The organism is Vibrio sp. YT-19(2023) (genome assembly GCF_033337395.1).
Genome location: NZ_JAWOQN010000012.1, coordinates 90,674 through 110,491 on the forward strand (window position 1 = coordinate 90,674; position 19,818 = coordinate 110,491).

17 protein-coding genes are annotated in these 19,818 nt (G+C 44.5%); 13 read left to right on the top strand and 4 right to left on the bottom strand.

All coding sequences use genetic code 11. The annotated features are described in order from the left end of the window. Window positions 1-3: 3 nt before the first annotated feature. The 5 genes from R7E78_RS11270 to R7E78_RS11290 all read left to right on the top strand — a co-directional run bounded on the left by R7E78_RS11270 (window position 4) and on the right by R7E78_RS11290 (window position 5,300). On the top strand, window positions 4-1,041 hold the full coding sequence (locus tag R7E78_RS11270; RefSeq protein ID WP_262640452.1) for an imelysin family protein: 1,038 nt from the start codon (window positions 4-6) through the stop codon (window positions 1,039-1,041). Then, window positions 1,022-2,104, top strand: coding sequence for a DUF1513 domain-containing protein (locus tag R7E78_RS11275; RefSeq protein ID WP_262640451.1), 1,083 nt, complete (start codon window positions 1,022-1,024; stop codon window positions 2,102-2,104). Before R7E78_RS11270 ends, R7E78_RS11275 begins: the two co-directional genes overlap by 20 nt. Window positions 2,105-2,257: 153 nt before the next feature. Further along, entirely contained in the window at window positions 2,258-3,799 is a 1,542-nt protein-coding gene (locus R7E78_RS11280; RefSeq protein WP_170893455.1) for a murein L,D-transpeptidase, read from the top strand. Window positions 3,800-3,965: 166 nt separating this feature from the next. Next, the gene (locus tag R7E78_RS11285) at window positions 3,966-4,514 is read left to right on the top strand and encodes a DUF882 domain-containing protein (RefSeq protein ID WP_031778936.1); all 549 of its coding nucleotides are present in this window, start codon (window positions 3,966-3,968) and stop codon (window positions 4,512-4,514) included. A gap of 129 nt (window positions 4,515-4,643) precedes the next feature. Continuing rightward, complete coding sequence (locus R7E78_RS11290) at window positions 4,644-5,300, top strand: MBL fold metallo-hydrolase (protein ID WP_149191754.1); 657 nt, start codon at window positions 4,644-4,646, stop codon at window positions 5,298-5,300. Between the two features lie 18 nt (window positions 5,301-5,318). Here R7E78_RS11290 and R7E78_RS11295 read toward each other — a convergent pair whose 3' ends face one another. Then, window positions 5,319-5,984 (bottom strand): DUF2982 domain-containing protein, encoded by a 666-nt coding sequence (locus tag R7E78_RS11295; RefSeq protein WP_005376857.1) that lies wholly within the window; start codon window positions 5,982-5,984, stop codon window positions 5,319-5,321. A gap of 273 nt (window positions 5,985-6,257) precedes the next feature. Here R7E78_RS11295 and R7E78_RS11300 point away from each other — a divergent pair, with 273 nt between their 5' ends. The 6 genes from R7E78_RS11300 (at window position 6,258) to R7E78_RS11325 (ending at window position 12,260) form a co-directional block, all read left to right on the top strand. After that, window positions 6,258-6,662 (top strand): hypothetical protein, encoded by a 405-nt coding sequence (locus R7E78_RS11300; protein WP_005376863.1) that lies wholly within the window; start codon window positions 6,258-6,260, stop codon window positions 6,660-6,662. Window positions 6,663-7,076: 414 nt separating this feature from the next. Further along, window positions 7,077-8,168, top strand: coding sequence for a TRAP transporter substrate-binding protein (locus R7E78_RS11305; RefSeq protein WP_225491958.1), 1,092 nt, complete (start codon window positions 7,077-7,079; stop codon window positions 8,166-8,168). Window positions 8,169-8,283: 115 nt separating this feature from the next. Beyond that, a complete protein-coding gene (locus R7E78_RS11310; protein ID WP_005376869.1) occupies window positions 8,284-8,823 on the top strand; it encodes a TRAP transporter small permease subunit in 540 nt (179 codons plus the stop codon). A 12-nt stretch (window positions 8,824-8,835) separates the two neighbouring features. After that, window positions 8,836-10,122, top strand: a complete 1,287-nt coding sequence (locus R7E78_RS11315; RefSeq protein WP_005376871.1) for a TRAP transporter large permease subunit — start codon at window positions 8,836-8,838, stop codon at window positions 10,120-10,122. 151 nt (window positions 10,123-10,273) lie between these two features. After that, the gene (locus R7E78_RS11320) at window positions 10,274-11,629 is read left to right on the top strand and encodes a cache domain-containing protein (RefSeq protein ID WP_025767289.1); all 1,356 of its coding nucleotides are present in this window, start codon (window positions 10,274-10,276) and stop codon (window positions 11,627-11,629) included. Next, entirely contained in the window at window positions 11,622-12,260 is a 639-nt protein-coding gene (locus R7E78_RS11325; protein WP_017636110.1) for a response regulator, read from the top strand. The genes R7E78_RS11320 and R7E78_RS11325 overlap by 8 nt, the downstream gene beginning before the upstream one ends. 40 nt (window positions 12,261-12,300) lie before the next feature. Here the strand turns inward: R7E78_RS11325 and R7E78_RS11330 are convergent, their stop codons facing one another. Continuing rightward, a complete protein-coding gene (locus R7E78_RS11330) occupies window positions 12,301-12,777 on the bottom strand; it encodes a MarR family winged helix-turn-helix transcriptional regulator (RefSeq protein ID WP_005376877.1) in 477 nt (158 codons plus the stop codon). Between the two features lie 387 nt (window positions 12,778-13,164). On the opposite strand from R7E78_RS11330, the gene R7E78_RS11335 reads away from it, so the two are divergent. Together R7E78_RS11335 and R7E78_RS11340 are read left to right on the top strand one after the other, a co-directional pair. Next, window positions 13,165-14,736, top strand: coding sequence for a BCCT family transporter (locus R7E78_RS11335; RefSeq protein WP_047103228.1), 1,572 nt, complete (start codon window positions 13,165-13,167; stop codon window positions 14,734-14,736). A 230-nt stretch (window positions 14,737-14,966) separates the two neighbouring features. Further along, entirely contained in the window at window positions 14,967-16,850 is a 1,884-nt protein-coding gene (locus R7E78_RS11340; RefSeq protein WP_138940459.1) for a methyl-accepting chemotaxis protein, read from the top strand. A gap of 70 nt (window positions 16,851-16,920) precedes the next feature. Here the strand turns inward: R7E78_RS11340 and R7E78_RS11345 are convergent, their stop codons facing one another. Together R7E78_RS11345 and R7E78_RS11350 are read right to left on the bottom strand one after the other, a co-directional pair. After that, window positions 16,921-17,640 (bottom strand): 3'-5' exonuclease, encoded by a 720-nt coding sequence (locus tag R7E78_RS11345; RefSeq protein ID WP_005376881.1) that lies wholly within the window; start codon window positions 17,638-17,640, stop codon window positions 16,921-16,923. 8 nt (window positions 17,641-17,648) lie between these two features. Continuing rightward, entirely contained in the window at window positions 17,649-19,538 is a 1,890-nt protein-coding gene (locus tag R7E78_RS11350) for a DUF294 nucleotidyltransferase-like domain-containing protein (RefSeq protein WP_033905640.1), read from the bottom strand. Window positions 19,539-19,818: the final 280 nt, after the last annotated feature.

The window sequence follows — 19,818 nt, forward strand, 5'->3', positions numbered from 1 at the left end:
ACCATGAAAAAAACACTATTAGTGAGTGCGATTGCCGCAACGTTAAGTTTGGTTGGTTGCCAATCGACCATCGGTTCGAGCTCTGCCAAGCCTGAGAGTACAAGTCATATTTCTCAAAGCGTGTACGAGGTCGAGTTTCAATCAGCTCAGACGTTTTTAGCGCAAACCACAGAACTTGAACAGCGCTTCGCGGATTACTGCGCATCAGAGTGGAAAGATGATGCACAAGTAAAACAGCAGTGGCATCAAACTATGCTTGCGTGGATGGCATTACAAGGTCAAGAACGTGGCCCTGCTACGGCATTGGAGCAAAGCTGGAATGTTCAGTTTTGGCCAGATAAAAAGAACACTACTGGTCGTAAAATGTCTATATTGACGAAATCTGACCAAGCTTGGAGTGCAGAAGATATCTCCACCCAAAGTGTCACCGTGCAAGGTTTAGGGGCTCTGGAATGGCTGCTTTACGATAAAGCGTCGACCTTATCTAGCAACAGCAATACTTGTGTGACAGGCGTAGCGATTGCAGAAAACCTCGATAACAAAGCGCAGATCATCGCGGATTCTTGGGCAGAGAACCCTTGGAAATCGCTAGAGATGACGGAATGGGAGTCTGAGTACATTTCACTGCTCTCGAATCAGCTTGAATACAGCATGAAGAAGTTGAGCCGACCGCTAGCGAAGATTGGTAAGCCTCGCCCGTATTTCTCAGAGTCATGGCGTTCAGAAACTTCGCTTTCAAACCTAAAAGCCAACCTTCAAGGGATGGAAGCGTTGTACTTTGCTAACGGAAATGGTTTAGATGCGTTATTAAGAGAGCAAGGCCATGCAGATCTCGCAGACCGTGTTGTTCATCAGTTTGAAATGGCGTTAGAAACTTGGCCAGAAGATAAGAGCTTGTTTGCTGCACTACAAACAAAAGAAGGCTATCGCATGGTGCTCTCTCAATACAATAAGCTAGAGCAATTGAAGTACCTGATTCACGAAGAAGTGGCGATCGAGCTTGGCGTAGTTATAGGATTTAATGCAACCGATGGTGACTGATCAAACCCGCCGAACTTTGCTGAAAGCCGCTCTATTCGGGGCGGCTATACCTATGATGCCATTTGGTTGTGCTTCAACAAGCTCACGTGAGCCTGCGTTGATCGGCTGCTCTATCATTGGCCGAGATAAATATGCAGCGGTGATGGCGGATGAGCATGGTATGCCGCTATCTTCATTGCCGATTCCTGAGCGTGGTCACGGTGTGGCAACAAACCAACAAGGCCACGCCGTAGTTTTTGGTCGTCGACCTGGTACTTTCTTCATGGTGTTTGATTATCGCTCAGAGCAGATGATCAAACTGCAACTAGCAACGCCAAATCGTCATTTTTATGGACATGGTGTTTACTCCCATGATGGCACGTTGCTATTTGCCACAGAAGGGGAGAGGGGGACAAGCCGCGGGATCATTGGTGTTTATGATGTGCAGAAGCAATATCAAAAGATTGATGAGTTAACGGGTTTTGGCCTTGGCCCTCATGAAGTGATCATGATGCCTGATGGCGCATTAGCGATTGGCGTCGGTGGCGTACACACCAACGGCCGTGAACCTCTCAATCTTGATAGCATGAGACCCAGCCTGAGTTACCTTTCACAAGAAGGTGAGCTGTTGGATCAAGTGTCTTTACCGGATCATAAGTTGAGTATTCGCCACTTAGCCCATGATGGTGCGGAAACCGTGCTTTGTGGTCAGCAATATCGTGGTGAGCCGGACGAGTATCCAGCCTTGATCGCCATGCACACGCGTGGTGGTGAAATGCAAGATCTTCAAGCTGAGCCTGAAGAGTGGGCGCGTTTCAATCACTACGTTGCGAGTATTGCAGCAACCGATGAATGGATCTTAGCCACTTCGCCTCCGGGCAGTTGTTATGGTATATGGTCTAAATCTACGGGCAAATTGGTCGAGTTAAGTGCGTTACCAGACGCCTCTGGTGTTGTGATCTACGGTGATGAATTCCGAGTCAGTTCTGGAGCGGGAAAAGTGGTAGAGCAAAGGCCTGAAGAGTCAAAAAATACCTTCGCAAGCGGTGTGCAATGGGATAACCATTGGTCGAGAATTATCTAGAAAGATCATTGAGTAATTACTTATAGAGAGTTTTGTTGTCGTTTTCGGCATCAGATTCTTAATTTTAAACCTGCAAGCTGTGAGATATTTGCCATACTTTTTATTATGGCAAGTAGCGCAAGGATCATTTCAGTGTTTGCTAGGGTTTTAATCATGACGGCACTTCTGGTGCCGTTTTGCAGCTTTTCCACCGTCGTTTCTCTCGAAGCTTCAGCGCAAGTCGAGCAAGAGGGAGCGGTACAAAAGCTGTCTGTAGAAAAAATGATCCATTATCCAGAGGTGATTGATCAACTGTATCAAAGCACCAATTACCGTTTGAACTGGGAAAATGAAAGTGATATTGAGCAGTTTCTTTTTCAAGTAAACCTGGTTGCACTTGCGGATGTCACCGACGAATTCGAAAATCAACTTCACCGGATAAACCAAGTAAGGTGGCAGGGAGATAATCTCGACTTCGATTTAGTGATGACAGATTCACTCTTGATGTACCTTAGTTATCTTGAGCAACTCCCCGAAGAAGGGATTAATTGGCTATTTACAGACAAAGCCCATGTTACGTTACCCGCTCCTAGCATCGATACTTTATCGGTTCTGAGTAATGAGATTACGGTTGGCAAACTTGGTCAGTTTTTGGCAAGTCTCCGGTCTCCACTACAAACAGATGATGCTTTCTACTCCGCCTATTCTTCGCTATCGGAACATTCTCAGTACCAATATCCGGCCTATCAACAAACTGGGCTAGCACGTGTTGGCGATACATTAGAAAACAGACCCCTGTTGATTGAGCGAATGGAGATCGTAGGCGTAGATGTTTCTTACTTGGATTTAGTCACTGAAGAATATGACGAACAATTAGAGCTTGCGATAAAAGAGTTCCAGCGTATTCATGGTTTGAAAGAAGATGGCGTTATCGGCCCGAATACCATTCGATGGATCAACTTTTCTCCTCAAGAGCGATTGCATCTGTTGGCGTTGAATTCTGAGCGTTCAAGAATTTGGTCGAAAGAAAGGGATAATGTTGTCTTTGTTAACGTGCCTGGATACGAAGTCACGTATTGGCATGACGGTCAACCCTTGTTTGAGTCTAAAGTCGTGGTAGGGAGAGCATCAAGAAAAACGCCCATCATGTCGGTAGCACTGGATTCAGTTATTCTCAACCCAACTTGGAACGTGCCTTGGACTATCATGGTTAAAGACATTATTCCTAAAGTAAAACGTAATCCGATGTATTTGATTAACCATAACATTCAAATCATTCGGTCTTGGACTTCGAACGAAATTATTGACCCTACAACCATCAATTGGGCAACAGTGAATCCGAGAACATTTCCTTATCGTATGCGACAGGCGTCGGGCTTACAAAATGCACTGGGATTGTACAAGTTCAATATGCCTAACCCACAAGCTATTTATTTGCATGACACGCCAAGTAAGAACTTGTTTGAACAGGACAGACGCGCATTCAGCTCAGGATGTGTTCGTGTAGAACATGCAGACCAGTTAGCAGAACTTCTGTTCAAAACTCAGGGGTTGGAAGAACGTTTAGCGAAAAAGCGAGAAAGTTCTCGTCGGTCTAACACGTCAGTTCCTTTGGGAGAGCGCATTCAAGTACACATCATTTATCAAACAGCATGGTTGGAAGAGGGAACGCTTTACTACCGTGATGATATCTATAAGTACGATCACCGCAGTTGAAATCTTTAAGGAAAATTTACAAAACGAAGAATTCTCTTTTCGTTCAATAATTAAGCAATAATTACTGCATCTGAAAATCAAGATGGAGCGTTTTATGCATTTGACGTGACAAATGTGTTTGGTTAATGTCCACGACTTGTCTAGTTGTTGAGCACTGTATTTTGAAATGGTAAGTCGTAACTTTTCCCGCCGAGATTTCCTTAAAATGACCGCTGGTGGTGTGGTGTTGGCGTCTGCCCTGCCATCATTTTCTTGGGCTTCACTCCCTGACGAGCCACGTGCACTGGCGATGAACAATCTTAATACTGGAGAGATCCTCGAAACATGCTATTTCGATGGAAAACGATACATTAATGATGAACTTCAAAGGCTGAATGAGTTTTGTCGAGACCATCGACGAAATGAGGTTCATCCCATGGATAGACGCTTGTTCGATCAAATAAGTCAAATTCAAAAGTTAATTGGTACAGAAGCAGAGGTGATCGTCATTTCAGGTTACCGTTCTCCTGCCACTAACGCCTCGCTGCGCAACGGGTCTTCTCGTGTAGCGAAAAAGAGCATGCACATGGAAGGAAAGGCCATTGATTTTCGTTTAGACGGCGTGAAGCTTTCAACGGTTCGTGATGCTGCATTAAGCCTAAAAGCCGGTGGCGTGGGTTATTATCCAGGTAGTAACTTTGTTCATATCGATACGGGAGCTGTTCGTTCCTGGTAGTGCTAGTTGAGACAAGGTTTCTAGTCTCAGAACGTCGTCGATTACCCACAGTTCAAAGCTTGAAGTCGCTAGGCCTTAGTGTCATAGTTGCGGCAGTTTTCACGCAAATTTATTCGGTATAGGTTATCTATGGCTCTGAAATACCAAGTTGTTCCAGTAACATCTTTCTCTCAAAACTGTTCTATTGTCTGGTGTGACGAAACCATGAAAGGTATTGTGGTTGACCCAGGCGGCGATGAAAAGCAGCTCGTTATGCTTATCAAAGAGCTGGGTGTTGACGTGGTAAACCTAGTGCTAACACACGGTCACTTGGACCACGTAGGTGGCACGGAGCCGCTGTCTGCACTGCTTGGCGGTACAGAGATTGTTGGCCCTCACAAGGCAGATAACTTCTGGTTGCAAGGTTTGGAAGGTCAGAGCCAAATGTTTGGTTTCCCGCTGACAGAAGCGTTTGAACCGCACCAATGGCTAAATGAGGGTGACACTGTCACTTTTGGTAATCAAGTGCTGAATGTATTCCACACACCTGGTCATACACCTGGTCACGTTGTGCTTTACAGTGAAGAAGCGCGTTTAGCGTTTGTGGGTGACGTTTTGTTTAACGGTAGCATTGGTCGAACTGACTTCCCACAAGGTGATTTCAATACGTTGATTAGTTCTATCAAAGAGAAATTGTGGCCTTTAGGCAATGATGTCACGTTTGTCCCTGGTCACGGCCCTCAATCGACTTTCGGTCACGAGCGTAAAACTAACCCGTTCGTTGCTGACGAGATGCCGCTTTACTAAAAGTGCGTGTACTAAGCATTATTCTGGCTCGGCGGCAGCTAAGTATCGCCGAGTCAGTCCCACAAAATCCTCAGCCTCACGATCTAGATCACTTGCTGATATAAATAGATCGTAGCCATAAAAGCCTCTCTGATACTTCATCCGGTTGGCGAGCATCGCTAACAAACCTTTGTACTCAATCCCATCTCTGTTTATATACGGTTTAGGGTCAAGCACCATATCCTCAAACTTATCTTCACACTGATTTTGTTTCGCGCCTAAGTAAAGCAGTGCTCGCTGGCTGAGGAGAATTTCTGTCGCTATACGAGGGCAGATTGAATTTAAGTAGGGTGAGTAGTGTTTTAGACGAATACCGATCCAAGGTAGCGGTTGGTGCCACCCTTCCTGTTGGTAGCTACAAATACCGATTGACTCAATATTTCGCCATCGGACGACCCAACCTCCTTTAAAAAGGTGTTGCTGAAAGTGAGAAGCTGTCAGCGTAAAAGTGACTTGGCTTTTCTTAATCATCAAGATGGCGAAACCAACGATTGCAGACATCAAAATGACCGACAGCATGGCTTGCTTCCATCCCGGAGAAATGGCAACCAAAAACAAAGTGATGAGTGCAACGAGCAACAAAAGTATTCTGTTGATAGGGGAGTCGGGTTTGAAATGTGAATTTGTTAGGTGCAGCGTTTCCATGCTTATAACCTCATCGAATACTTGTTCAAAAATGAGTGGGCAGCTTTATATGCATTGACTTGCATTTAAAATAAAACAAACCTCTGTTTTTATACCCAGTATTCAATAAATCCGTTCATAAAATATCTGATTAAATAGTAGACGCTCTATGCTTTGAGCGCATTTTTCATCGCGTTTCGCCGCTAAAACCTACAAATTGCTTGTGAATTTTGGTATAAAACGCGCTTCAAATTTTCATCCCTGCTGAGATGCAGTGAACTGGAGAAATATTCAATGAGACTTGCTCATAAGCGTAAAGTGCAGATGAAACTGCAAAAACGCATTAAAGCGACAGTAGCAAACTTAGCTGCAGCACCTAAAGCAGTGAAGCCTGTTGCGGAAAAAGCAGTAGCACCTTCTGTTGCTGAAAAAGCTGTTGCGGAGAAAGTAGTAGCTGATAAAAAAGTAGCTGCAGTGAAAACAGTTGATGTTGCCCTTACTCCTAAGCAACAACAAGTATTAGACATCGTTATGGCGAATGCTGAAGGTATTAACCCTAAAGGCATCGGTCTAGCTGCAGGTCAAGAAGATACTAAAGCGGCATCATGGGCTACTGGCGCACTAAAGAAGCTTCTTGAAGAAAACCTAGTTCAAAAAGAGCAGTTAGCAGGTAACAAAGTTATCTACAAAGCAGTTTAATTACCGCTACCGTTCTGGATTGAATACCTCGGCCGATGCCGAGGTATTTTTTTATCTTGGTATTGGAAATAATGCATTAAGTACTGACTTTAACACTACCAATAAGTGGTTTGTCACATTTTCTTAAATACTATGTAAATTTTTTGGCAGAAAAATACGTAAGTATTGTCTTTTATTTTTATTCATAGATAAAAATATAATTTATTGATTTTGCTATTATTAGTCTTTTGTCATGACGGTTTTCCTACGTACTTGTACGTAATACCTTAGGCTAATGCCTTATTGATGAATCACTCGCTTCCGTGTTCATGCCCATTTCGCATTAGACAACATTGTTACATCTTTTATACCGAATACAGCCAATCCTAATGAAATGGATGACAACAATAACCTTGGTGATAAAGGACGTGAACGATGAGTCTAATCCAAAAATCTTTAAAACGAGTGCTCAAAACAACCGCTGTCGCTGCCGCGATGGCACTCGCAGCGACTTCTGTAAACGCTGCTGAAAAAGTCTATCGTTTAAAGCTTGCTGAAACTTGGGGGCCTAATTTCCCAATTTTTGGTGATACCACAAAAAACATGGCCAAAATGGCGGAAGAGATGTCCAACGGACGTTTGCAAATCCGCATTGATTCCGCAAACAAGCATAAAGCGCCTTTTGGGGTGTTTGATATGGTTAAGTCGGGTCAGTATGACATGGGTCACTCAGCGTCTTATTACTGGAAGGGTAAGGTTCCAAACACACTTTACTTCACTTCTATGCCCTTCGGTATGTTGCCAACTGAGCAGTATGCATGGTTTTACTACGGCGGTGGTATGGAGCTGATGGAAAAAGTGTACTCTCCACATAACTTGATGTCTTTCCCTGGCGGTAATACCGATACTCAGATGGGCGGGTGGTTCCAAAAAGAGATCAAGTCCGTCGAGGACTTACAGGGTTTGAAAATGCGTATCCCAGGGTTTGCTGGTGAGATTTTGGCTGAGTTAGGTGCCAAGCCAACGAATATCGCCCCTGGTGAGCTATATACTTCTCTAGAGCGTCGCACAATTGATGCCTTGGAATGGGTTGGTCCATCGCTGGATCTACGTATGGGCTTCCACAAAATCGCGCCTTACTACTACACAGGTTGGCATGAGCCAGCGACTGAGCTTCAGTTCCTCGTTAACAAGCGTACCTGGAATCGTCTACCTGATGATCTAAAAGCGATTTTACAAGTAGCCATGAAAACGGCCGCTTACGATATGTACACGCAATCGAAACACGAAAGCGGCAAAAACTGGGCATCTATTAAGTCTGAATACCCAAATGTTGAAGTAAAAGATTTCCCACCTGAAGTCGTAGCTGCGTTGCGAGAAGCAAACGATCGTTTGTTGAAAGAACATGCAGAAAAAGATGCTTTGGCGAAAGAGATTCAAGAGTCGCAAGCGAACTATATGAATCAAGTTCGACCATGGTCAGATATTTCGCACCGAGCGTACTTAAACAGTCAAGCTCCACAATAACGTTATGAAGCAGGCGATGCCGAGAGGTTTAGCCTGCTATCGAAGCCCAAGAAAACTTCATAATGAATGCTCCGCACCATAGCGGAGCGCATCTAAACGTTCCACGGAGTTCGGAATGAGAAGTCTTATTTATATTGAGCGATTATTTAACCGCTTTAGCGATTTTCTCGGATGGTTATCCAGCATCCTGTTTATTTTGTTGTTAGCAAACGTTGTGTACGACGTTGTCATGCGTTACGTGTTTAATGATGTGTCTATCGCATTCCAAGAAATGGAATGGCATCTATTCTCTGCCGTATTCTTGCTTGGTGTGCCTTACGCAATTAAGTCCGGTGGCCATGTCCGAGTCGACATTTTTTATGAACGCTTATCTTACAAAGCACAATCCATCATCGACATCATAGGCACACTATTTTTCTTATTCCCTTTTTGCCTACTGGTCGCTTGGTTTGGTATTGATTTCGCCAAGGAAAGTTACGCGTTAGGCGAGACGTCTGGTGACCCAGGTGGGTTACCATATCGTTGGATTATCAAAGCGATGATTCCGCTGTCATTTTTCTTTATGGCGGTGAGTGGTATTGGATTGTTACTTCATTCAATCAACAAAATTGTCAACCCTCATCTCATCTATGCCGGTAATAACGGTAAGTCGTAAAAGGAAGTCATTATGATCGGTATAGTGATGTTTTTTGTTGCGCTCTTTGCGCTTCTATTGGGATTTCCCGTTGCCTTTACTTTTGGTGGTATCGCGCTGATTTTTGGTGTTTGGGCTGAAGGCATCGAGATGTTTGCTTTTATGCCATATCGAATTCAGTCCATTATGGAAAATACGGTGCTAATGGCCGTACCGCTGTTCGTTTTTATGGGGCTAGTGCTACAGAAAACGAAGCTTGCTGAACAGCTACTAGAATCAATGGGGCGTTTGTTCGGTGGCGTTCGCGGTGGTATCGCTATTTCTACCGTGTTAGTTGGCGCATTGCTTGCAGCTTCAACGGGTGTGGTAGGCGCATCAGTTGTTGCGATGGGCTTAATATCTCTTCCTGTGATGCTCAAGTACAATTACGACAAAGGTTTAGCGTGTGGGACTATTTGTGCGTCTGGCACGTTGGGCCAAATTATCCCACCTTCTATCGTGTTGATCTTGTTGGGTGATGTACTTGGCGTACCGGTAGGGGACCTATTTCAAGCTGCGATCTGGCCCGGTATTACACTTGTTGGCGCCTATGTGATCTATATTCTCATCTACGCGAAGTTGAACCCTCAAGCCGCACAGGCGATAGAGCGCGATGAGTCGATCAGTCGTAAACAAGAAGTGCTCACCGCACTGAAAGCTGTATTGCCACCTTTAGCATTGATCATCGTGGTATTGGGCTCCATCTTTGCAGGGATTGCAACACCAACAGAGTCAGCGGCACTGGGCGGTGCAGGTGCGATAATTTTATCACTATTGTATAAACAGTTTAGTTGGTCGATGATTTATGATGCATCAAAAGAGACAGTTAAAGTAACCGCAATGGTCTTTGCGATCTTACTTGGTGCGACCGCCTTTTCAATGGCATTTACCTACACTGGTGGTGATTATTTAGTTGAAGAGTGGATGTTAGAACTGCCGGGTGAAAAGTGGGGATTCCTTATTATTACCATGGTGGTGATTCTGATTTTAGGTTTCTTTATCGACTTCGTTGAAATCTGTTTTATCATCGTGCCAATTATTGCGCCAGTCGCTGAATTGATGGGCATTAATATGACGTGGTTTGCGATTCTTATTGCGATGAACTTACAGACGTCGTTCCTCACACCGCCATTTGGCTTTAGTTTGTTCTATCTAAAAGGTGTCGCTCCAGCAGGGGTTACTACGCGAGATATCTACAAAGGTGTGATGCCATTCATCGCGATTCAGATTGTTGTGTTGGCGTCTTTGCTGTTTTTCCCAGGTTTTTACGGTATGAGTTAATCACTCGATAATAAAGAGATTTTGTGAACTGAGAGTTTTTACCTTTTGAGACAAGTTGTTAAGCTGTTAATTATGTCTATGCAGACACAATCGATTCGTTTGTACTGCTAAGATAGTAAGCTGTAAAGGCAGCGTTTCATGGAGGGAAGGGATGCCTCTCAAAGCAAAGTTAATTCTGCTGACACTGATACCCGTGGTATTGGTGTCAGCGAGTATCAGCTGGATCTCTATCTATCAAACTAAGACCCTTGGCAAAAGGGAGGTGGAGATCTTTCATCAAAACCTGATCCAATCAAAAGAAGCGGCGCTGAAAGATACGGTCGACGTCGCTTTTGACTCCATTTCTTACATCTACAACGATCCGACTTTAGAAGAGAGTGCTGCCAAAACGCGTGTGAAAGCGATTTTAAATCGTTTGAGTTATGGGTCGGACGGCTATTTTTTTGCTTATGATAAATATGGTACCAACCTTGTACACCCAGTTCTTCCGGAGCTTGTCGGGGAAAACTTACTCTATCTTGAAGACGAAAATGGCGATCGCTTAATCGAAGCTTTATTGTATCAAGCGCAATCAGGTGGTGGATTTCATCAGTACCTATGGCAAAAGCCATCTACAGGTGAAGTCGTCCCTAAGCTTAGTTACGCTGCATGGCTCGATAAGTGGGAATGGATGATAGGGACTGGGCTGTATATTGAGGATGTCAGCCGAGAAGTCGCCAATATGCGCGCGGCAGTGAACAAAAATATCGAAACGACATTTTTCTCAGTCGTCGTGATCTTAGCGGTGACCGTTGCTGTAATCATTGTTCTCACTTTGGCGATCAATCTGCACGAGCATCGCCTCGCTGATAAGAACCTGAAAGAATTGGCACATAAAACCGTGATGTTCCAAGAAGATGAGAAAAAGCATTTAGCGCGAGAACTGCACGATGGAATCAATCAGTTGTTAGTCTCCAGTAAATGTCATTTAGACTTAATGAGTCATAGACTTGAAGACGAAAAACTCAAATCCCACTTAGATAAATCACAACGATCGCTCGTCACCGCGATAAATGAGGTGCGGCATATTTCTCATCAGCTCCGTCCAAGCGCCCTCGATGATATCGGTTTAGAAGCAGCACTGACGACCTTGCTACAGGATTTTCATTCCCATTCCGGGATTGATATCGAGAGCAATTTCGATACTCAGCAGCACAAACTGACTTCGGAAGTCGCAACGACGCTATATCGCGTCGCTCAGGAGTCTTTGAATAACATTGAAAAACATGCGCGAGCGAAAAAAGTAACGGTTACTTTGCAAAAAATGGGCAATATGCTGCAATTACTCATACGTGACGATGGGGTTGGATTTGTGGTTAACCATGCAGTGCACCAACAAGGGATTGGGTTAAGGAACATGCAAGAGCGTGTAGAGTTCATCGGTGGCGAATTTGAGCTAATGAGTGAGCTTGGCTTGGGAACAGAGATTACTGTGCTGCTTAATTTGGATGAAATAGTTTATGGATAAACCGATTAGTGTAGTGATTGTCGATGATCATCAAGTGGTATTGGATGGCTTCATGGCTCGTTTGGAGTTAGAGTCTGACATCGAAGTGGTGGGTACAGCAAGTAATGGCTTGGAAGCGATAGAGGTCGCAAAACACTTGCAACCGGACGTCATATTGATGGATATCAGCATGCCAATAATGAACGGTATTGAAGCGACTGGTGTAATTAAAGAAGCTCGCCCAGAGAGCAAAATACTTATGTTGACCATGCACGATAATCGCGAGTACATCATGAAGGTCATGCAAGCTGGTGCCGTAGGATATATGCTCAAGGAAATCTCGGCCGAGAAAATGGTGCAAGCAATAAAAACGGTGAACCAAGGCTCGACGTATTTCTGTGAATCCGTCACACAAACACTCTTTACCCAAGAAGTGGTGCCTGCCACGCAAAAAACGAATCCTCTCAGCCGCAGGGAAGAAGCGGTACTTAAATTAGTTGCTCAAGGAAACAGCAGCAAAAAAATCGCCACTTTACTCAATATTAGTTATCGAACGGTAGAGACGCATCGCCATAACATTAAGCACAAGTTGGACTTACATTCGACGGCAGAGTTAGCAAAATATGCGTTTGAAACTGGCTTGACTGAGTAGGAGAGTAGTGCCCGCAAAAAGCGAGCACGTGGGAGCGAAACTAATCGGCTTTGGTAATGCTACCAAGCTCTAGCATTGGAGCAACATCGATGTCCTCTGCATTCATCATCGTCGAGATGCGTTGAACGGAAGATAGTAGAAGGGATTGCTCCCATTCTTCCAATTTTTGGAATCGATTAATGAAGTGCTCTTGCAGCGGCGTTGGTGCTTGTTTTAAGGCTTCTTGGCCCTTGCTCGTAAGTACAGCATGCACTTTACGCTTGTCTTGAACACTGCGCTGACGCTCAACAAACTGGCCTCGTTCTAGTCTATCTAGAATGGTCGTTGCGGTCGCTTGGCTCATGTTAGTGTGGCTAGACAACTGTTTAATCGTCACGTTATCTAAGTCATTGATAGCGCGCATCAAAATCAACTGTGGAGCAGTCAATCCAGACTCTTTGCTCAGCTTTTTAGAATGTAAATCAATAGCGCGGATGATCTGACGAATCGAGACCAATACTTCTTCGTACTTTTCCAATTTATTCATCCAGTCTGTAGGGAACATTTATCGAGGCGACACTAACTTAAATGCGCCCTTATTTAAAGGGGGGAAATCAAAAATTACCCCTACAATTTTACGCCGTGTCCTCAATACCATTTTGTCGCGCCTTTTCGACAAAATAAGAAGAGCTAAAATTATTATAGCAATAAATGTTTGTGGTCTAACTATTGTAGTAGTGATTTGTTCTATCAAAGGCCGTAACCACACAGTGAAAAGTAAGTTATTGGATTTTTTAATAGCAAAAAGATAGACAAAAACGTGTCAAATGATAGGATCTTGCGCCTTCACGGAATGCAAAACGTATCGTGTTCGAAAGATTTTTTTGTTTGGTACGTAAAAACACTACAAAAATAGAGAGGAACGATGACAAAGGGTATAGATAAGTACAGTATCGATAGTACCGACTATACGGTAGGTCAGGACAACGTTCAAAAATGGGGTTTTGATGTTCATAACCCAGTTTTTGGTATTAGTGCAGGTTTAATTGCGCTGTTTCTTGTCGCTGCATTAGTTCTAGATGCACATACCGCAAAGACGGCACTTGATGGGCTGAAGTGGAAAATTATTGGTTCATTCGATTGGTTGTTCATTATTGCAGGTAACATTTTCGTTATTTTCTGTTTGGCGCTTATCGTCTCACCAATGGGTAAGATTCGACTAGGTGGTAAAGACGCTGTTGCCGATTACTCGTTTATGTCATGGCTTGCAATGCTATTTGCAGCTGGTATGGGTATCGGTTTAATGTTCTGGAGTGTTGCAGAACCTGTCGCTTACTTCACCGGTTGGTATGAAACGCCACTTGGTGTTGAGGCAAATACACCAGAAGCCGCGAGATTGGCACTGGGTGCAACGATGTTCCACTGGGGCCTTCACCCATGGGCAATTTACGGTGTTGTAGCACTTTCTTTAGCATTCTTTGCCTACAACAAAGGTTTACCGCTATCTATGCGTTCGATCTTCTACCCACTTCTGGGTGATCGTGCATGGGGTTGGGCTGGCCACATTGTGGACATTCTGGCTGTGCTTGCGACTTTATTTGGTCTTGCTACATCCCTAGGTCTAGGTGCGCAGCAAGCAGCAAGTGGTATTCATCACGTATTTGGTGTTGAGCCAGGCCTTGGCCTACAAATCGTCGTCATTACCGTTGTAACTTTGCTTGCTGTTGTTTCAGTGGTACGTGGTATTGATGGTGGCGTTAAAGTCATTAGTAACATCAACATGGTTGTGGCGTTCTTGCTACTTCTCCTTGTTGGTCTTATCGGTTGGGCGGCGAGTTTAGGCTCGATTCCAACCACACTTATGGCATACGTAGAGAATATTATTCCACTAAGTAACCCGTTTGGTCGTACGGACGAAGCTTGGTTCCAAGGCTGGACAGTGTTCTACTGGGCTTGGTGGATTTCATGGTCACCATTCGTAGGTATGTTCATTGCGCGTGTTTCTCGCGGTCGTACCGTTCGTGAATTCATTACAGCCGTTCTACTTGTTCCAACCGCTGTTACTGTTATTTGGATGTCAGTATTTGGTGGCCTGGCGATCGAGCAAGTTGTTGATAAAGTAGGTGAGCTGGGCACAAATGGCTTGACTGACGTATCTCTCGCTATGTTCCAAATGTTTGATGTTCTTCCATTTGGTAGCATGCTTTCTATCATCGCTGTTGTGCTGGTACTTGTGTTCTTCATTACATCTTCTGACTCTGGTTCACTTGTTATCGACAGTATCACGGCAGGTGGTAAAGTCGATGCACCTGTACTTCAACGTGTCTTCTGGGCATTCATGGAAGGTGCAATTGCGGTTGCTCTGCTATGGATTGGTGGCTCCGAGGCGGTTCAAGCTCTTCAGGCCGGTGCCATTTCTACAGCACTGCCATTTACCTTCATTCTGCTTGCAATGTGTGTGAGCTTATTGATGGGTATGCGAACTGAGCGTCAGTAATTCGGCATTTTATAAAACCGTCTGACTAACAATTAATCAAAAGGCCAGCAATTTGCTGGCTTTTTTGTGCGGTTTTTATGACGCTCGAGACAAAAAAATGACACATGAAAGTTCATATTTTACAAAGAGTTAATGTGCTATTTTGTTTTTTAAAAATTAGTGAATAGTCGTAAAAAAGTGTGTAATATTCATGCACCTTAACTGTTCTCCCAACTCAAAAAACTATAAATATGAAATTATCATTAAAACAAAAGCTTATAGGCGCAAGCCTTTCTGCTGTTGTTGTGATGGCAACAGCACTTACTTGGTTGTCGGCTGGTCAATTATTTGATCAGACTCGTTCAGGTGTCTATTCACGTGCGCAAAGTCTTAGTACTACTGCGTCAGAGGGAATTTCTGATTGGGTCAATATCCGTAAAGATATTGCCACTGCGTTCAACGACTACTCGACCGAGCAAGACGTTGTTCCTTTCCTACAACAAGCTCGCAAGGCTGGTGGCTTCGATGACATCTTCCTTGGTACACCAAACGGTGATATGTACCGCTCTCATCCGGAGCGTAACCGTGCTGATTATGACCCTCGCACACGTCCTTGGTACAAGGATGCTGATGCAGCGGGTAAGCAAATCATCACAGCCGCATATCAAGACGCAATCACTAATGCACTACTTGTGACCATTGCTGAGCCAGTAATGAAAAATGGTCAGTTTGTTGGTGTTGTTGGTGCGGACGTACTGATCGATCAGCTTATCAGCGATGTCATTAACTTAGATGCAGGTGAAAACGCGCATGCGATGCTAATCGACATGAATGAAGGCACCTTCTTAGCACATCCAGATAAAAGCTTGACGCTTAAGCCTATCACCAGTGTTCTAAAAGATTTTTCAGAAGAGGCAATTGAGCGCGCCGCCGATGAAGGTCGTATCGAAGATACGATAATCAAAGGAAAAGAGAAGCTTTACTACTTCAATAAAGTTCCTGGTACGCATTGGATGTTTGCGATTGAAATGGATCGCGCAACAGAAGAAGCAGGTCATGCGGTATTGCTACGAGATCTATTGTTTACTGCTGTGGCGATCACGATTGTGGTTATTCTTGCAGTTTCTTGGCTAGTTGGTTTCTTGTTCCGTGACTTGAACCGCGTATCAAATGCACTGGAAGAAATTGCATCTGGCGAAGGTGACTTAACGCAACGCCTAGAACCACGCAGTGATGATGAAGTAGGTAAACTGGCGGAAAACTTCAACCGTTTTGTTGGCAACATGCACACAATGGTTACTAAGCTTAGCCACGTATCTTCTGCGCTTTCAGAGCAAGCTCGCACGACAGCACAGCAAGCTGAGGAGCGTAGTCAGCGTATCTCTTACCAGCAAGATGAAATCAACATGGTGGCGACGGCTGTGAACGAAATGGCAGCAGCGACACAAGAAATTGCAGGTAATGCTGATAGCACGGCAAGTAATTCAGAAGAAGCGGTTCAAGCTTGTTCACATGGTTCAAGCCAAGTAACTCAAACGCAAGGCTCTATTCAGAACTTAGCGCAAGAAGTTCAAGTTGCTACTGATGTGATTCAAGAGCTAGAAGCACACGGAAATAGCATCAATACGATTCTATCAACGATTCAAGGCATTGCAGAGCAAACGAACCTACTTGCACTGAACGCGGCGATCGAAGCGGCACGTGCAGGTGAGCAAGGCCGTGGTTTTGCTGTGGTTGCAGATGAAGTCCGCGTATTGAGCCAACGTACTCATGCTTCAACGCAAGAGATTCAAGAAACTATCGAGATGCTACAAGGCACAACAGCCAAGGCGGTCGGTATTATGGGTGACAGTCGTCGTCTAGCTGATACCAGTGTTGATGATGCCAATGCGGCTGCAGCGAGCTTGACGCAAATCCACACTGCTGTTGAGCGTATCAGTGATATGGCAACGCAGATTGCTTCAGCAGCAGAAGAGCAAGCATCGGTAACCACTGAGATCACTCGTAACACTGAAGGTATTCGTGATGTGTCTAACGAGCTGTCAGTCGAAGCTCATCAAGCAGCAGAACAAGCTGCTCACCTGTCTGAGCTATCACACGAACTTGAACAAGAGATTCAACGCTTTAAGCTGTAATCTTGTCTCAACCTAAGTAAAAAAGGAGCCATCTGGCTCCTTTTTTGATCGCTATTAAGTGTGAAGTATATTACAGCCAGAACTCACTGATGGGTTGCTCTTCACTGTAATGATGGGCGATTTGCGCTTGCAGTAGCTCTGCGGTAGCAATTGCATCGGTTAATGCATGGTGAGGCGTATAGTCTGGCAGCCCATAACGGCGTCGAGATTGCGCTAGCCTAACCGATTCTGGCTTTTTCCCTTTTAAACGCTCCCAGAGAGAGCCGGAACGTTTCTGTTGAATGGTTTCTTCAAGGTGCAGCGTATCTAAAACAGGAAACTCAATACCTTCCCCTAAACGGCTTTTGAGCGCTTTATCCAGAAACTCTCTCTCGATACGACGGTAATGAACAACAATGATTTTCCCGCTTAAGCATGGTAGCAGCTCGCTTAAGATATCGCCTAAGTCAGGTGCATCGATCAATTCGCTGTGAGTAATACCGTGTATAATGACTGAATCTTCATCGAGTGCACGCTGTGGACGTACCTTCCAATGACGCGAGTTACGTAGGAAAATTCGCTTCAGGTTAAACGGCACTAAACCAATAGTAATGATGTCATGTTTTTCAGGATTCAAACCCGTCGTTTCGAAATCTAACGCCACGAACTCCACCTCAGATAACGGTGTTTCTGGAGCAGGCGGCTTGTTGCTATAAAACGCAATTAAATTCTCATCCTTCGCCATCTCCAGCTTTTGTTCAAACTTCGTTGGCCACTGAATGGTTGGCTTCTGAAAGAGCTTTTTAATCATGCTAAACCTCACTTAAAGCTCTTGTTCGCTTGGTAGCGGAACTTAAGGAAATTTTGACCATTGCTTAGGATCTGGAATGCATCCTTTAGGTTGCGACGTTCAAACTCAGAGAGGTTTTCCGGTTCGATATTGTTATCAGGCTCAATGCCTAGTTCCACATCCGTCGCTTGGTGACGGATACGTACCATGGAAATAAATTCTAACGCGTCTTTTAAGTCTTGTGCTCGACCTTTTGGCAAAATGCCAGCATCAATAATGTCGTCAAGACGCTCAAACGAGTTCTGTGCACGTGAACCAACCGCCAGAGAGTGAACGCGAATTAAGTCGACCAGAGGAGCAGTACCGCGACGTTTGAGGTTGATGGAGTTGTTGTGTCTGCCATCTTTTTCCATCACGAAGTCTTTAAAGAAGCCTAGAGGTGGTGTTCTGTTTAGTGCGTTACGAGCCAAACACGCTAAGAAGCGGTTGTTCTTTCGAGCGCGACGAACAATAAAGCTAGTTAACTGTTCTGCCCATTTTAAGCGGCCATAGACGCCATCCAAGTCGAAAAAGATGGAGGCGTTGAGTAGTGCTTTCGGGTTCGGGTTATCAATCCAGTCAGCAAAACACTCTTCCCACTCTGAACGAGTCATGCGCCACAGTGGGTTGGTTGCCATAATATCGCCTGTGCAATATTTGTAGCCACAGGCATCTAACCCATCGCTGACGTATTTTGCTAGGGCTTCGAAGTATTTACCATGTTTCTCTTCTTGATAGGTCTCATCTAGAATGATGGCGTTATCTTGGTCAGTCACCAACAGTTGCTCATCTCGCCCCATTGAACCAAGTGCAAGGAAACAATAAGGAATTGGCGGTGGGCCAAGCTCTTCTTCTGCCATTTCTAGCAGACGCTGTTTGAAGCTTCGGCCAATGACCGACATCGCGCTACCCACCATGTGAGAGTTGGCATCTTCATTGACCAGACGCACGAAGCTGCTTTTCACTTCTTCGGCAACAACGGCTAAATCTTCGATAGTCTGTTGTTGGAAAATACTACTCACCAGCAACAACGAATTCTGAGATTCATAACGAACAATGTCGGTTGTTTCGATAATACCAATTGGTAATTGGTTTTTTACCACTGGTAGGTGATGTACGTTGTAACGCAGCATCGTTAACATTGCTTCATAGATGTAAGCGTTGTGGTCAAGAGACATGACCTCCGTGGTCATCACACTAGACACATCGTCCTGTGGGGACAAACCTTCAGCTAACACACGGGTACACAAATCACGGTCAGTAATGATACCAAGTACTGGGGACTGTGGATCGTCTTCGTCACGAACGAAATCTGGGTCGACGATAAGTAAAGCCGATACGTTGTCATTCGCCATTTGCTGCGCGGCTTGCTGGATTGTCTGACCACGATCAATCGTATGAGCATCGCCAGTCAGCAAGGTTTTCACTTTCGACGTCGTCAGGTCATTGGCGTCTTTGTTTTCTGAAATGGCTTGGCGTAAACGAGCGCTATTTTCAACTTCAACAAAATCCGCAAAGGAATCAAAGTTATCGTAAATTTCTTGGAAAATGTCACCAGGAATACAGTAGAGCAGGGTATCCTCAATGGCTTTTACCGGAAAGCGGACTTTGTTATTGGTGAGCATGCCCATCTGGCCAAATAGGTCACCTTCGTCAAGGCGGTTATACAGCTCACCTTTGCGTCGATAAACTTCAACAACACCGCTTCGCACCACGTATAAATCTTGGATATAGTCTCCAAAATGAATGATGGGGGTATCTTCTCGGTAGTACGAGATTTCGACACTCTCTGTCACCTTGTTTAGTGTTTCTTCAGGGAGTTCATTGAACGGGGGATACTTGGCGAGAAAGTTGTAAATCTCGAGAAGTTCTGCATCCATCGAAGGCGCCTTTTAGTTCGCAAATAATAAAGTAATCTTAACTTAGTTTTAAAACAGAGTCTTATCTGAACCGCGATTTTCGTGCTCAGTCATAAGATTCTGACATATCGCACGATAAGGGAGCTTCATTTTTACTACTATATGGTCACCTCAATTGAAAAAGACGTCGTCGATATGTTTTCTTCGTGATGACTGATTAGATCTTTGGCTGTTTCAGATCGTTATCACGTCTTTAGATTAAGCTATTCTTCTTGAGCCAAGTAGCTCAGGCGATGGAATA

Excerpts from the sequence above, each read along its gene's own strand:
- R7E78_RS11270 (WP_262640452.1), top strand. The coding sequence starts at position 4 with ATGAAAAAAACACTATTAGTGAGTGCGATTGCCGCAACGTTAAGTTTG.
- R7E78_RS11275 (WP_262640451.1), top strand. The coding sequence starts at position 1,022 with ATGCAACCGATGGTGACTGATCAAACCCGCCGAACTTTGCTGAAAGCC.
- R7E78_RS11280 (WP_170893455.1), top strand. The coding sequence starts at position 2,258 with ATGACGGCACTTCTGGTGCCGTTTTGCAGCTTTTCCACCGTCGTTTCT.
- R7E78_RS11285 (WP_031778936.1), top strand. The coding sequence starts at position 3,966 with ATGGTAAGTCGTAACTTTTCCCGCCGAGATTTCCTTAAAATGACCGCT.
- R7E78_RS11290 (WP_149191754.1), top strand. The coding sequence starts at position 4,644 with ATGGCTCTGAAATACCAAGTTGTTCCAGTAACATCTTTCTCTCAAAAC.
- R7E78_RS11295 (WP_005376857.1), bottom strand. The coding sequence starts at position 5,984 with ATGGAAACGCTGCACCTAACAAATTCACATTTCAAACCCGACTCCCCT.
- R7E78_RS11300 (WP_005376863.1), top strand. The coding sequence starts at position 6,258 with ATGAGACTTGCTCATAAGCGTAAAGTGCAGATGAAACTGCAAAAACGC.
- R7E78_RS11305 (WP_225491958.1), top strand. The coding sequence starts at position 7,077 with ATGAGTCTAATCCAAAAATCTTTAAAACGAGTGCTCAAAACAACCGCT.
- R7E78_RS11310 (WP_005376869.1), top strand. The coding sequence starts at position 8,284 with ATGAGAAGTCTTATTTATATTGAGCGATTATTTAACCGCTTTAGCGAT.
- R7E78_RS11315 (WP_005376871.1), top strand. The coding sequence starts at position 8,836 with ATGATCGGTATAGTGATGTTTTTTGTTGCGCTCTTTGCGCTTCTATTG.
- R7E78_RS11320 (WP_025767289.1), top strand. The coding sequence starts at position 10,274 with ATGCCTCTCAAAGCAAAGTTAATTCTGCTGACACTGATACCCGTGGTA.
- R7E78_RS11325 (WP_017636110.1), top strand. The coding sequence starts at position 11,622 with ATGGATAAACCGATTAGTGTAGTGATTGTCGATGATCATCAAGTGGTA.
- R7E78_RS11335 (WP_047103228.1), top strand. The coding sequence starts at position 13,165 with ATGACAAAGGGTATAGATAAGTACAGTATCGATAGTACCGACTATACG.
- R7E78_RS11340 (WP_138940459.1), top strand. The coding sequence starts at position 14,967 with ATGAAATTATCATTAAAACAAAAGCTTATAGGCGCAAGCCTTTCTGCT.
- R7E78_RS11345 (WP_005376881.1), bottom strand. The coding sequence starts at position 17,640 with ATGATTAAAAAGCTCTTTCAGAAGCCAACCATTCAGTGGCCAACGAAG.
- R7E78_RS11350 (WP_033905640.1), bottom strand. The coding sequence starts at position 19,538 with ATGGATGCAGAACTTCTCGAGATTTACAACTTTCTCGCCAAGTATCCC.